Below are 15,096 nucleotides of genomic sequence, written 5' to 3' on the forward strand. Positions count from 1 at the left end.
ATTCAGGAAAGTGCCTTTCTTGAAAAATATGCTGCTCTGTTTTCTAAAAAGGTCAATCGAATCCCGGAGCCCGCTAAAAAGCGATTGATACTAGTGTTTATACTGCTTTGTATAGCGGTGCTAGGGGGTAGTTTGATACTGGAAATGTCCATAGAAACTACCACTTCCCTGCGTATTCCCGCATGGGAACCTCCGCTGATTTACTTCGACTCCCTTGACTATGAACCAAAAACTTCAAACCAATAACTAAACCATACTATGCAACAGCTAACTGAAAAACAGAAAAAAGAACGCAAATTTTTGCTTGTACTTCCCATCCTTACCCTACCATTCCTTTGCCTAGCCTTCTGGGCTATGGGAGGAGGTACCGGTGAACCAAGTATAGGAGAACAGCAGAAAGGACTGAACATGACGCTGCCGGAAGCCCAAGTAGAATCGATTGTGCTGAATAAACTGGAATCCTATGAACATGCGGAAAAAAGGGCTTTGCAGGTACGGGAACAAAGGAGGATGGATCCCTTTGCTGATAGTGCAATAGAGAAGGAGGATACTTTATATCGTTCTACTGCATACACAGGACAGAAAAGTACACTTCAGGAAACCGAAAACGAGGTGCAGGAAAAATTGGTTGTCCTGGAAAAACTACTCAACCAACCGGATATGCAGCAGGAACCCGTCGGTCAGGAGGTTGTCTCAGCTGAATCACCGGAGCAGGGTAGCGCTTCTGCCGATCCTGATCTACAAAAGCTGGAAGCTCTGATGGCATCTGTTACAGCCCCTGAAATGGAAGACCCTGAGATGGAGCGGATTGATGCCATGCTGGATAAATTACTTGATGTGCAGCATCCGCAACGGGTTCATGATCGCATGTCACAGATACATGAACGGGAGGGGGAGACTGTTTTTTCTGTCAGTCTGGTTGAGCATAGTACGCAAGTGGACTCTCCTAAGGAATCTGTCTATAGTGGGGGAGAACGAAATGGGTTTTATTCTCTGGATACTGATCAGCAGCAATCCTTTGCTACCATTCGGCCTGCTGTTTCTGCCCAAGTGACCAAAGATCAGGAAGTGGTATCGGGTGCTTCCATCGAAATGGAACTGACCCAGTCCCTATTCATAGATGGGGTGGAGTTTTCAGCGGGAACGCCTATAACCGGAGTCTGCACATTGAACGGAGAACGGCTGAATATAGCAGTACGGAGTATCCGTTCCGGGAACTTGATCATTCCGGTTGATTTGGAAGTGGTGGATCTGGATGCACTTCCGGGAATAAAGATTCCCAATGCCATCACCCGTGATGCAGTCAAGCAGGGAGCAGGTGATGGAATACAGTCCATGAATAGGATGGGGATGACAACCTCCTGGGAGGCGCAGGCCTCCATGGCTGGGATGGAAACAGTGAAAGGTATCCTGTCCAAAAAAGCAAAACTGGTCAAGGTAATGGTCAAGGCAGGCCACCCACTGCTATTGGCTGATCAGGCTGTTAATTAATCTGTTCACTTTAAAAGCATTTTCTATGAGAATTATTATGGTATTGATAGCGTTTGCGCTATCCCCGATTTGTTGTGCCCAATTCGTTCAGGAGGCACAGATGGAAACCTATCCGATTCAGATCGGATGGGACAAAACTACGGTGCTGGTTTTTCCTTATGAGGTAGTCAGTGCGGATTTTGGAAGTCCGGCCGTGCTTTCTGAAAAGGATAAGGCCGCTCCCAACGTGCTGAAGCTGAAAGCTGGAATAAGGTATTTTAGTTCTACCAGCATGTATGTGATAACCAGCGAAGGAAAGCTGTATCCTTTTACAGTGGACTTCACAGACTATCCGGATGCCAGACCTATAGATATCGGGAAGCAGCAAGAGGTCGAATATGCCAATGCATTGTTGGAAGGGTCGGCTATGAATGCTGCTGATATTTCTGCTGTGATCAATGACTTGTCTCAGCGGATTCCCGATAGATTATTCTGGGGAAAAAAGAGGGGGATGGTCCGGCTGGGATTGGGAGAACTAATTGAAAAAGACGGGTTACTGTTTTTTCAACTGGCAGTTGAAAATGAAAGTTGGGTGGACTACCTGGCAAAAAAATGGAGGTTTACTGTTCAGGACAAAAAGCAGACAAAACGCACGGCAATCAGAGAAGTATCCATCGAGCCAATTTCATTCAGTCCTTTTCATGGCGTTGCCGGTAAATCTGCAGGTGTGGCTGTTTTTGCATTTCCCCGGTTTACCATAGCTGATGCAAAGGAACTTTCCATTCAGGTTTTTGAAACCAACGGTGACCGCAACCCGGTAGTGACGCTCTCAGGGAAGAAACTACTTCAGGTTCAACCCATATTAATTTCAACCAATAAATAACATAATCATGACGATCAAGGAAAACATACAGGAACTACAGGATCGACTAAAATATTCAGGATTCGGAGAGACGCTGAATAAGGAACTGGAAAAACAGATCAAGGCCAAGAAAAGTGATTTTGAACTGAATATGAGCAAGGAGGTCGGGGATAAAAAAATCGAGTACGGCTTACATTTTAGAAAGTCGGATGAGGGAAGATATTATTACAATGGTTTTGAGGCCAAATTAAGTACGCCTGAAGGGAAAGAGCAGTCCCAGCGATTTTACCACAATCAGGGGGTTTCAGCCAAAGAAGCCTTCAATCTATTGGAAGGAAGAGCAGTTTTTAAGAGTCTGTTCAACAAAGAAGGGGAACGATACAATGCCTGGCTTCAGTTGGATTTGGGGAGTAAGGATGAGAAGGGACAGCATCCGGTCACCCAATACCACCAGAATTATGGGTTTAAACTTGAGGATGCGGTACAGAAGCTTCCTTTAAATAACATGGGGTCACCAGACCAGCTTAGCCTGTTACTTTACAGCCTGAAGAAAGGAAACCGCCACGAGGTTGATATTATAGGCAGTGATTCGAGGTTTTTGCTGGAGGCCAATCCTAAGTACAAAACAATGAATGTTTATGATGGGGAGGGAAAGCGAATGAAAAACAGTGATTTGAAAGAAGTCCAAAACCAGGCTAAAGCTGTGGCTGAAAAGATCCCCGAGGCCCAGAGGAAATCGAAGGGAGTGAAGGTGTAGGGTTGTTAGCCTTAATTTAAGTGTTGGTGAAGTTTTACTTTAAAGCCCGGTTATAACCGGGTTTTTTGTGTTTTGGATTTTTAAGATATCAGGCATTCCTGAGGTTAAGAGGAGGGAGGTTCCGGTTCTTATTATTTCGGTACAAAGCTAGGCGTCCCGGTCGGGGCGGTCAGCAGACTACGGCATAAAGCCGCTTGCTGCGCTGCGCTATTTATTCCGTTTCCTGCTTCCTTGCTCCCGGTACACCTGTGTATGGCATCCTAAATAATTTCTAACTTAAACGTAGTTATCATGGAAGCTGTAAATCAAATTATCAATCTCAATGAAGTAGCAGAAATTACACTGGGCTATAAGCCAACTATTAAATCATCCCAACGTCCGAAAGTGGAATGTTCCAGACAGGTGTATGAAGTGCTATATAGCTTTTGGGATAAGGATGCCCTCGAACTTACTGAACATTTTCAGGTCATGTTGTTAAATAGAGCCAACAGGGTGTTGGGAATCTGTACCATATCAAAAGGAGGAACTGCGGGCACAGTTGTGGATGCCAAACTGGTTTTTGGTGCGGCATTGAAAGGATGTGCCCAGTCGATTATTGTAAGCCATAACCATCCTTCCGGAAACCTGTTGCCCTCTGATCAGGATAAAAGAATGACCAGAAGATTGGTGGAAATAGGTAAGGCTTTGGATTTACCGGTTCTAGATCATGTCATTGTTACAGTCGAAGGCTATTATTCCTTTGCAGATGAAGGGGAGCTTTAGGGCTCTTCTTTTATTGAATTAATAGGCACTTCTATTCATGCTTTTCAGCCTTAAAAGTGAATGAGTAGCTATTGCAATTTTACTTTTGCTAAGGAGAGGGTTCTGTTTTTTAAATGTGCGGTCATTTTAGCTATTCTTTGAATGGTTTCATTTTCAATTTGAGCTCAAAGCTTCTACTTCTTTTTTTTTAGAATGGGAATAGTTAAAACACCCTATTGATGTTTGTCAATAAACTCGTCTCGAAGTAGATTCTTTTGATGAAAATAGGATTTGGATAGAAAAATATTTTTGATGAAAAAAATAGGTAAAAATTTTTCTTCTGATTTTCAATAAGTTATGAAATGATTTGATTTGTAGGTGTTTTATAAAAAACACCCTTTTTTGTAAGATATATACAGTAATTATTATTATATATTTCAATTTAAAATTTAGTGACATATGCAATACCCTGTATAGGGTATTTTTTATTTAGGAATTATTCTTCCATTATGCAAAGGATTTGGAATGCTTAGCTTAAGCCAGTTTTCATAACAAAACCTATTTAGTTTTTTCATTGCTTTTTTGTTTCACATTAATAAATGTTCTCTCATTGGATAAAACTCTTTTTATATCTATTTAAACTATAAAAATTGGTTCTACCACGAATTTAATGGAATAGTTATCTTAGAGGAAAAAAATGTTTACCGAGAATTTTTTCACCACCCTGCTTAATCTTGAGGATGGTTGGGAAGTCCAATCTATCGAAACAGACCTTGGAAACGCGGAGATTTACATCAGTATCAGCTGCCGTTTGCAGGAATTGGCAGATGACCAAACCGGAGAGTTATGCAAAGTATATGACCATGCGCCCGAGCGTAAATGGAGACATCTTGACACGATGCAATATAAGACCTACATCAAGTGTAAGCTTCCCAGAATTATCGCCTCGAATGGCAAAGTGAAGACTGTTCAGCCCAATTGGGCATCGGGCTATGAGCGCCATACTTATCTATTTGAGCATGCTGTAATTGATCTGTTGAAGGCAACCAAGAACCAGACTAAAACCGCGCTGCTCATGCGTAGTGGTTTTAACATAGTGAATAGAATTCTACATGTAAGCACCCTAAGGGGCATGGGCAGAAGGAACTATTCGCAGGTAGTTTTTGACCAATTGAGTATAGATGAGAAGTCCTTTAGGAAGGGCCATCATTACATTACAGTCCTGAGCCATCCTAACTCCGGCTGTGTGCTGGATGTAGGCGAAGACCGTACCAAAGAAGCTGTCAAATCACTGTTAAACAAATCACTGACTCCTACACAACTTCAGCAGGTCAATGCAATCAGCATGGATATGTGGAAGGCGTTTATCACTACTGCTCAGGAAATGCTCCCCAATGCATCCATTGTCCATGACCGTTTTCATCTGGTCAAGTACCTCAATGATGCAATCGACAAGGTGCGACGAAGAGAGGTAAAGCAACATGAGGAACTAAAGAACAGCCGCTACGCGCTGCTTAAGAATCCGGAAAACCTCACAGAGAAACAACGTATTCATTTTGATGCGATTGCCGGTGCCAATTATGAGGTCAGCAAGGCATGGCAAGTACGGGAAAACTTCAAGGATTTATTCAGCTCCCAAAAGCTGTACGCCTGGAAATTGTACCTCAAATGGACTGTTGATTCGCAGAAGAGAAAAATCAAGGAAATCGATAAAGTAGTAGATATGTTCAACAACCATATCAAGGGAGTAGTAAATGCCTTATTGATGAACTTGAACAACGCCATGGCAGAACGGCTCAATGGTAAAATCCAAGAGCTTAAAACTGTTGGTAAAGGATATAGAACCTTTGCCAACTTTAGAAGCGCCATTCTGTTTTTCCATGGTGGATTAAACTTATATCCCCACTAACTTAAGGGTAGAACCTAAAAATTTTATGATTCGAGAAAATACTCGACAGTCTGATTTTCTAGCAACTGTCATACTAAATTTCAAAAGGAGGAAATTGACTTTTTTATTGATTGCATTTTTCTTAAGTGTAGTCGATTGCTTACCGCAGCAAACTCAAAAGGTTGAAAACCGAGCAAATTCTGAAAAGAATGACCTGGACAAATCCCTTGATCTCTTGCTTGAAAGCAACCTTGAAAATCGTTTCGATGAGTTAAATTCTATTCATTCAAAACAACCAGAAAAATCCTCTTCAAAAGGTGCCATGATGATGTCAAATCCATTGCCTTCTCAGGCCGAATATGATGCCTTGATGGATTTGTATCAGTCAACAGGTGGGGCAAATTGGAATTATAACTCCGGATGGAGTACAGCAAACCCAAATGTTGTCCAATATGTAGGCAATTGGCATGGTGTCATAACTGACGCGAATGGTCACGTTACTTACTTACTTTTAAGTGATAACAATCTGGTAGGAACAGTCCCTTCAAGTATAGAAAATCTATCTAATTTATATTGGCTTGACTTCAGGTCTAATTCTCTATCAGGTGATTTGGAGGATTGGCTTGGTGTTTTTCCTTATTTAACTGTTTTACATTTAGCAAATAACAGCTTTACAGGTCCGATCCCTCTGGACCTAGGATTAAATACAAATTTAACGGATGTGTATTTTAACCGGAATCAACTTAGTGGTAGTATTCCAACAAACATTGGGAATTTATCCAGTTTAGTTTGGTTAGTCCTTTATGACAATGATCTTACTGGCAGTATTCCATCACAAATAGGGAATCTTGTAAACCTTCAGTATTTATATCTCTACAGAAATAATCTTTCCGGACCAATTCCTTCCACAATAGGAAATATGCAAGCCTTGAAATTTTTAGGCCTTCATACCAACTCTTTCAGTGGTCAGTTACCCTCTACAATCGGAAGTCTGAGCAATCTTACGACAATGCTCCTTCAGTACAATCAGTTTTCAGGCCCACTCCCAAGTCAAATGGGTAACATGTCGAGTCTTCAGGAAATACGGCTATATAACAATAGTTTTTCAGGGTCGATTCCGGGAACTATTGGAAGTTTGACAAATGTCCACAGCTTTTATGCCCATGAAAACCAATTAACCGGATTTATTCCCTATCAATTGGGTAGTATGAGCAGTTTGATGAATTTCAGATTGAATTTAAATAAGTTGACTGGGTCTATTCCCTCAGAATTGGGGAATCTCTCGAATTTGCAGGATCTGAGATTGGCAAACAACCAATTGACAGGTCCCATCCCGTCTTCCCTTGGAAATTTGGTCAATGTTTCAAGTCTTACTCTAAATAACAATGAACTCACAGGAAGTATACCTAGTAGTTTATGTTCTCTCCCAAATATCAGCCAATTGGAATTACAGAGTAATCTATTGAAAGGAGTTATCCCAAATTGCCTTTATGATAAAAATATTAGCATGTTCTTGCTAAGCTACAACAATTTTAATTTTGAGAATTTAGCTTATGCAAAGACTAAAGTGCTTGATAATTTCCAGTATTCCCCACAGAAATTGGACTTTGTTGACACAGTTTATGTACAGCCAAATGCCTCATTGAATCTAACAGTTGATGATGGGAATTACCAGGGGGCACAATCCAGTTACCGATGGAAGAAGAATGGTACTTGGTTACATTCAGCCTCTCCCGGTAACAAAACAATAAGTGTCAACTGCAGTACTTCCTCCTGTGAGGGACTTTACTATCTGGAAATAACCAATCCTGATTATCCAGGTTCACTTTTGTTTGGAGATCTCTATTATGTGAAAATTGGAGAGGATTTACTTCAGACGATTTGTATGGTAGAGGAGGAAGAACCAATCAGCGGGTCTAATTATGAATGGGAGGGGTTGGCTCATTATGACTGGCCAAGGTTACCATATAAAATTCAATACCAATGAAAATAGCCCTTATATAAAAGAATGAGAATCAGTAAGAATGGAAGCATAGGCATTGGAACTGTTCCAACTTCGGAAACCTATCGATTAATGGAAAAATAAAAGCCCATGAAATCAATGTGACCACCACCGGCTGGGCGGACTATGTGTTTAAACCTGAATATTCATTTATACCTATATCAGAACAAGACACTTTGATTGAGAAGAACGGGCGTCTGCGTAATGTCCCTAAAGAAGCTGATGTTTTGGATAATGGCGTTAATCTTTTGAAAATGAATGTAAACCTGCTGGAGAAAATTGAGGGACTGACCTTGTATATTTTCTATCAGTCCAAAGAAATTGAAACTATAAAATCAAAGTTGGATTTATGACTAAAATCTTTAAATATGCCTTTTTGATTTGGCTGGTATCTGCGCCTATCGCGCTTCAAGCTCAGATTAAAGAACCTGGATTTCCATCGGCAAATGCTGCTTCATTGGGAAAATACGGGGATTATCCCGTGAGTCATCATACTGGAGTACCGGATATCTCTATCCCGATTTACACAGTTCAGGAAGGTGATATAAGCCTTCCGATCTCTATGAATTATCATGCTTCTGGAATTAAAGTAGATGAGGTAGCAAGCTGGGTCGGTTTGGGTTGGAGTCTTAATGCGGGAGGGGTAATCACAAGGAGTGTCGTAGGTGCTCCTGATGAAGGCGGGTATCCCCTCAATGGCAACGTGAGGTCTGATCGTGGGGGTTGGGGCTGGTACAAGGATGGAGGTTATCCCTCTGAAATGTTTGATTGTGGCAGTGATAATCCTGCTTGTAATTCTACGCAAGTGGGTTCAGAATGTGATTGTTTAAATTATTATCAAGATGCTGCCAATGGATATTTGGATACAGAACCAGACATATTTACGTTCAATGTAATGGGCCATTCCGGGAAATTTTATTTTGATAAAGATAAAATCCCACAATTTATACCTAAGAAAGACTATGTGATAAAACCGGTGGATGCTCAATTTTCGGCTTGGACTTTAACTGCTCCTGACGGTATGGTCTTCTATTTTGGGGGGTCTGGCGCTACAGAAAACAGCTATTCAGGATTGACAACATTGGCCATGCCTAAAGTTTCAACCAGTTGGTACCTTACCAGAATTGAATCGCCCAATAAACGACATAACGTCTATTTGACCTATGTCGCTGAAAATTATAGTTACGGCACAAGGGGTGGGCATTCCATGACATACCAAGAAGGTAATAGTTGTCCTTTGACAGGCTCCTTTAATGCCGAAACACTGCCAACAATAAATAATATCAATGGTATAAGGTTAAACAAAATAACCACCAGCTCCCTTTATACAGAAATCAATTTTATTGCCTCAGATAGCATTCGAACAGATTTATCCTCATATGATTACATTTTAGGGGACAACACTCAGGCAAAATCCCTGGAAACTATTGAAATTAAGAACGGCTTATTTTGTAAAAACTTCACATTAAGTCATTCTTACTTTCAAAGCCTGACTTCCAGCTCCTATCCGGTTTATGGAAGTACATATGATACAAGAAGATTGAAATTGTTGTCAGTCCAGGAATCTTCCTGTTCGGGATCTATTATTTTCCCTGCACATCAATTTTCCTATATCGAGGGAACGTCCTATACCATGGCAAGAAGATATTCCCTGGGTAAAGATGCTTGGGGCTACTATAATGGGGCGGATTCGAATCAGGGCCTGCTTCCTACCATGACTGTTTTTGTAAATCCCTGCGGCAACATTAATTTTAATGGTGGTGCAAACAGGACCTCAAATGAAAACAAGATGAAATCCTGGACACTTAATGAAATTACTTTCCCTACCGGTGGTTCTACATTATTTGAATATGAAGCCCATAAGTTTATAGACGGAAATAGCGTAACTAATATAGTAGGAGGATTGAGGATAAAAAAAATAACCAGCAATGATGGAAAGGGGGGGACAATAATTAAAAACTATACCTATGATAGCGGAATTTTGTATGCGGGCTTACCTAAATATGATCAATATCCCAAGAGTCAAAGTTATAAGTCAAACTTATACTATAGTGGGTATAATATTGGTACTATTATTAGCTCATCTCCGAATCCTCCCTTAAAAACCACATTGGGATACCATATTGGCTATACAAATGTCACAGAAACGAGATCAGATAACAGTCAGTTTGTTTTTTCTTATGTAAATGGACATCCCACAAATTTCAACCTGAAGTATCCTGCAGCTCCCCCATTATATGACTTCGGGTCCGGGGAGCAAAAAAGCAGTACCTATAAAGATGATTTGGGTATAAATAAATATTTTTCTGACAATTTAAGATCCCAAAAAGGTAGCCTTAATTCAACTTATACCATTAAAGTGGCATTGCTTCCATGTTATAATAATCCGAATGGAGATTGTTCCGAATTACTTCCTTTTTATACAGAATACTATCTGAAAAGTGCCTATTATCTCCTAGACAAAACAATCGAAATAAAGGATGGTGTAACCAAGGAAATCAACTATTCTTATACCACTGATTTAAAGCATTCCAATCCGAAAACAATTTCCGAAACCAACAGTAACGGGGAAGTGGTAAGAAAGGAATTCGTCTATCCCTCGGATGCCGGGTCCGGTGCCCCGACTGTCATGTGGGATAATACTCTTCAAGGATACAGGCATATGACCTCCCCGGTAATCAGGGAAAGCACCTTTGTAAATAACGTTCTGAAAAATCTTAAGGCGAACAATTATCAGTTATTATTTACCAATAAAATTCTACTGACCTCAGTCGATGATTACCCCACTGGAACGGGTGAGTTTATCAAAACAAACTATATATATGATTTATATGGCAACTTGACTGAAAGAAAAAGGGGGGCCAGCACTTCATCTTCATTCCTTTGGGGCTATAAAAATATGTATCCCATAGCAAAAGTGGATAATGCCTCAAAGAACGAATTTTTCTTCACGAGTTTTGAAGAAGAGACAACTGGGGTAACAACCACGGGGGCAAGATCAGGAACTAAAAGCAAAACAGGAGGTTATTCAAAGTCCTTGACTGGTTTGACCACCAATAAAATTTACATTTTAAGTTATTGGCAAAAGCAATCATCCAACTGGGTTTATCTTACCAATGAAGTGACATTGACAAGTCCCATTACCACATACAATATTTCATTATCTGGCCAGGTTGATGATGTCAGATTTTACCCCAAAGAGGCATTGATGACCACATATACCTACAGACCCCAGTTGGGAATTGAGAGCGCGACTGACCCTAGAAACTTTTCTATAAAATACGAATACGACGTTATGGGCAGGCTGAAAACCATCAAGGATGAAGACGGCTATATATTGGAGCATTACGAATACAATTATGCTAACTGAAACTAATTTTTTGACTATGAGACACTATTTCAGCATTGCTCTTTTTATGTTTTTGGTTAGCGTATCAACATCCTTTGGTCAGACTACGGAGAACTTTGTCAAGACCTACAAAGCCAGAATAGCCACAACTTCTACGACCACTGTTACAGGCGGTACATCGAGCCAGTCGTATAAAAGTTTTACTTACCTGGATGGCCTGGGCTGGCCGATGCAGACGGTAGGCAAAGCTTCAACCATCAGCGGCAAGGACCTGATTACCCCTATTGAGTATGACGATTTTGGACGTCAGGAAAAAGAGTACCTGCCTTATTATGAAACGGGGGGTACCCAGGACGGGAGGTTTAGAAGTACAGCAGTTTCTACTCATACCAGCAGGACCTCTGCGATATATGGGGACAGTTATGGCTATTCCCAGACTCTTTTTGAACCTTCCCCGCTGAACCGTGTGGACAAACAGGCGGCCCCTGGTTTGGCTTGGCATCTTAATTCAGGCAAAGAAGTCAAGTTTGAAAGAAGGCCTAATACTTTAGCCGATGATGTAAGAATCTGGACCCTTGACTCCAACGGGCTCCCGGTAACCTCTTCATCCTACACTGCCAATACCTTATGGGTGGAGATCAGCGCTGATGAGGATGATATCCAGACAGTCCAATTTACCGATAAACTGGGGCGAGTAATCCTGAAAAAAACCGAAGGCTGCGTTACGCCAGTCACTGATGGCCACTCAGGTTGGCTGAGTACCTATTATGTTTACAATGATCTGGGTCAGTTACGGGTAGTTCTTCCTCCGGTGGCCATAGATCTGTTTGAGGTAAATGATGTCTGGTCCATGTCTGCGGATTCTGACTTGGCTTTTGAACAATACTTTCGCTATACCTATGACAGCAGAGGCAGAATGAGCAAAAAGAAGGTTCCCGGCAAGGATGATGAATATATTCTCTACGATGCTCAGGACCGTCCGGTGGGTATGCAGGATGGGGTATTGCGTAAAAGTAGTAAATGGCTGTATACCAGATACGATGCTTTGGGAAGGGTGCTGTCTACGGGACTGGTCACTAAAAGCGACCAGGACTTTGGAACCCTCCAGGGAAGCCTGAGCACCGCGGGATCTAACAATGCTGCGATGGTAAACGGAACAGTCACAAATGGCTGGCCAAATGAGGAAGGGGAGTTGTTGACTGTGAATTATTACGATTCCTATGCAGCCCTTACAGGCTACAGCTATCAGGTAAATACAGGTTTTGATGCACAGGCAAGCACGCGAGTCCATGGGCTTCAGACTGGCATGAAAGTTAAAAATCTGGAAACAGGCGCGTTCTATACTACTGTTTTATATTATGACAACAAGGGACAGGTAATCCAGACCATTTCCGAACATCAACTGGGAGGGGAAATCCGTACATCCACCAAGTACAATTTTGAAGGTCAACCTACCCTCAGCCTGACTTCGAGTACCAATACGGGAGTAGCTGCTATCTTAAGATCTTATAACTATAATGTAATTGGCCAGCTGGCCTACATTGATCATACGATAGATGGGACGACCAGAAGAATCGTCCAGAATACCTACAATGACCTAGGACAATTGACAGTAAAATCTTTCCCTGAAATAACTTCCGGCAACCAGACATATACCTACAACATTCGAGGCTGGCTGAAAACTCTCGGCAGTTCATTGACCGATGGCTATACCCAGACGAATTATTACCAGGAAAGTGGAGCCACAGCACCACGCTACAACGGGAATATCTCCCGGATCGACTGGGGAGGGAAGGAAGGTTCCGGGGGAGCATTTAAAACAAGGACTTACAATTACAATTATGACCATGCCAATAGGCTGAAAACCGCGAATTTCACGGCCAGTGGTGAAGCCAATAGATTTAATGTTACGGGAATCACCTATGATGCCAATGGGAATATCTATTCCATGGAAAGGAAGAACCAGCGGACATCCTCGACATATGAAACTGTGGATGATCTTGAATATTCTTACTTTAGATTCAGCAATAGACTATCCCAGGTAAAGGATAACAATCTGAGTACAAATTATACTGCAAAAGATTTCAAGGACTGGGGAACAGCAGCGTATGGCTACGATGAGAATGGGAATATGACGGCCAATGTGGACAAGGAAATTACCCTGATCACCTATAACCATCTCAATCTGCCCCAGGAGATCACCTTTGAGAGTGGGGCGCAACTTCGTTTTGCTTACGATGCTGCAGGAAATAAACTGACCCAGAAGGTGTACAACAGCAGTGGAACCTTGACCAAAACACAGGATTACATCGGGGAGATTGTTTTGTTGGATGGAGCCCTTGATTACCTGATCCATGAAGAAGGGAGACTAGTGGCAGAAGTAGATGGTCTCTGGGGAGAATACTACCTTAAGGATCATCTGGGTAATATCAGACAGGTATTGCGCGCACCAACAAGCCAGAGTTTTATGGCAACCATGGAAACCCAGAATGCAGAAGCAGAAGAGATGGCATTTTCGATGGTATCGGAATCCAGACAGACCGAACCGGAACATAATGTAACCGTAGGCGGGAACCAAGTTGCCTGGCTGAATGCCAACAGGGGCAGAATGGTAGGTCCTGGACGTACACAGGAAATCTATGCAGGTGACAGTCTGAAACTGCAGGTTCATGGCAAGTACCTGGAAGACAAAAAGCAGAAGGCGAATGCTGCAAGCTTCATGGCATCAGGAGGCAAGGAAAGACTGGTGGCCGACCTGAACGAACTGGCGCTAAGCAACCAGCGTGCAGGCGGTGCAAATCCTATAGCTTTACTTAACCTGGCAGATATTCTGGCCAAGGATCTGCAATCCCGATTCCTATCGGGAGGAGCTCCTGAGGCCTATCTGATCTATGCACTATACGATGAGGACAGCAATCGATACGAAGTCGGAAAGAAAGTCCTGACCAAAAATGCGGCAAACCAGCATGAAGTTCTGGAAGAGGAGATGTATATTTCCAAGGACGGATATATGGAAACCTTTGTGGTGAACGAAACTTCAGAGGATGTCTGGTTTGACAATATGATGGTAATGAGCACCACCCCGGTGATCGTTCAGGAGAACCATTATGATCCTTGGGGCTTGGAACTGACAGGACTGGGGTATCAATATGGAGGGATCAAAGCGAATAAGTATCTCTACAACGGGAAGGAACTGATCGAGGACGAAGGTCTTCAGTACTATGACTATGGGGCAAGGATGTATGATGCCACGATTGGAAGATGGGGAAGTGTGGATCCGATGGCTGAAATCTATCATGCGTTCAGTCCATACAATTATACGTTGAATAACCCTGTAAAACTGATTGATGCAAACGGGATGTGGGTAGAGAGTGGGTCAGGATATTCAACAGATAATCAGGATGAGATTCAAGCTTTCTTTAACCAACATACACAAGATGATAAAAAGGGAAAAACCTATGATGGTGGAACTCTGGATGAGGTAACAGTTTCAGCACCAAGAGCATTTGACGGGGTATTGGGAAGAGCAGCGGACAAATGGAGGGATAATAATTTAGGTTATTCAACCTTTGGGTCAATAAATTTTAACAATACTCAGTCGAGAACATCGAATATATCAGTATTTAATGCAGGTGGGTTTTACTTGAATGGAATTACCCCTGCTGGAGGTGCGAGCTTTTCTTTAGAATGGATTAAAGCTTATGATGAGGATAATAAACTAACTAATAACCTTTATTTAAATATGTCATATGCTAGAGGATTGGATATAGGTATTGGTGCAAAGGGTTCACGATATAATTCAAATGGAAGCCTATATCATAGAGATTTGTCAGGTTTATCTATGCAATACGGTCTTGGAAATTATTCGATAAGTCATTCAATGACTCTTAATGATTTTATTGGAAATTTTAACAATGTAACAGGATATTCTTTATCTGCAGGGTATAGCCCATCATTTCCAATAAAAACTAGTTTTAGTGTTGGAGTTGGATATAATTTTAATTTATCTCAAATGTTTGATTAATAT

The 15,096-nt window shown here is 41.7% G+C and carries 9 protein-coding genes; all 9 read left to right on the forward strand.

Features of this window, described 5'->3' with window-relative positions:
• The first annotated feature begins 258 nt into the window (after nt 1-258).
• The gene (gene traM, locus ACPUEN_RS00860; RefSeq protein ID WP_425637950.1) at nt 259-1,491 is read left to right on the forward strand and encodes a conjugative transposon protein TraM; all 1,233 of its coding nucleotides are present in this window, start codon (nt 259-261) and stop codon (nt 1,489-1,491) included.
• 25 nt (nt 1,492-1,516) lie between these two features.
• Nucleotides 1,517-2,353 carry a DUF4138 domain-containing protein gene (locus ACPUEN_RS00865; RefSeq protein ID WP_425637951.1) on the forward strand — a complete coding sequence of 279 codons (837 nt, stop codon included), beginning with the start codon at nt 1,517-1,519 and terminating at the stop codon, nt 2,351-2,353.
• Nucleotides 2,354-2,360: 7 nt separating this feature from the next.
• Complete coding sequence (locus ACPUEN_RS00870) at nt 2,361-3,089, forward strand: hypothetical protein (RefSeq protein ID WP_425637952.1); 729 nt, start codon at nt 2,361-2,363, stop codon at nt 3,087-3,089.
• A gap of 291 nt (nt 3,090-3,380) precedes the next feature.
• Nucleotides 3,381-3,851, forward strand: a complete 471-nt coding sequence (locus ACPUEN_RS00875; protein WP_425637953.1) for a JAB domain-containing protein — start codon at nt 3,381-3,383, stop codon at nt 3,849-3,851.
• A 676-nt stretch (nt 3,852-4,527) separates the two neighbouring features.
• Nucleotides 4,528-5,739 carry an ISL3 family transposase gene (locus ACPUEN_RS00880; RefSeq protein WP_425637954.1) on the forward strand — a complete coding sequence of 404 codons (1,212 nt, stop codon included), beginning with the start codon at nt 4,528-4,530 and terminating at the stop codon, nt 5,737-5,739.
• 25 nt (nt 5,740-5,764) lie between these two features.
• Complete coding sequence (locus ACPUEN_RS00885) at nt 5,765-7,705, forward strand: leucine-rich repeat domain-containing protein (protein ID WP_425637955.1); 1,941 nt, start codon at nt 5,765-5,767, stop codon at nt 7,703-7,705.
• 116 nt (nt 7,706-7,821) lie between these two features.
• On the forward strand, nt 7,822-8,073 hold the full coding sequence (locus ACPUEN_RS00890) for a hypothetical protein (RefSeq protein WP_425637956.1): 252 nt from the start codon (nt 7,822-7,824) through the stop codon (nt 8,071-8,073).
• The gene (locus ACPUEN_RS00895; RefSeq protein ID WP_425637957.1) at nt 8,070-11,090 is read left to right on the forward strand and encodes a hypothetical protein; all 3,021 of its coding nucleotides are present in this window, start codon (nt 8,070-8,072) and stop codon (nt 11,088-11,090) included. Before ACPUEN_RS00890 ends, ACPUEN_RS00895 begins: the two co-directional genes overlap by 4 nt.
• A 16-nt stretch (nt 11,091-11,106) precedes the next feature.
• Nucleotides 11,107-15,093, forward strand: coding sequence for a DUF6443 domain-containing protein (locus ACPUEN_RS00900; protein WP_425637958.1), 3,987 nt, complete (start codon nt 11,107-11,109; stop codon nt 15,091-15,093).
• Nucleotides 15,094-15,096: the final 3 nt, after the last annotated feature.

Source organism: Algoriphagus yeomjeoni, assembly GCF_049821175.1.
GTDB classification, from domain to species: domain Bacteria; phylum Bacteroidota; class Bacteroidia; order Cytophagales; family Cyclobacteriaceae; genus Algoriphagus; species Algoriphagus yeomjeoni_A.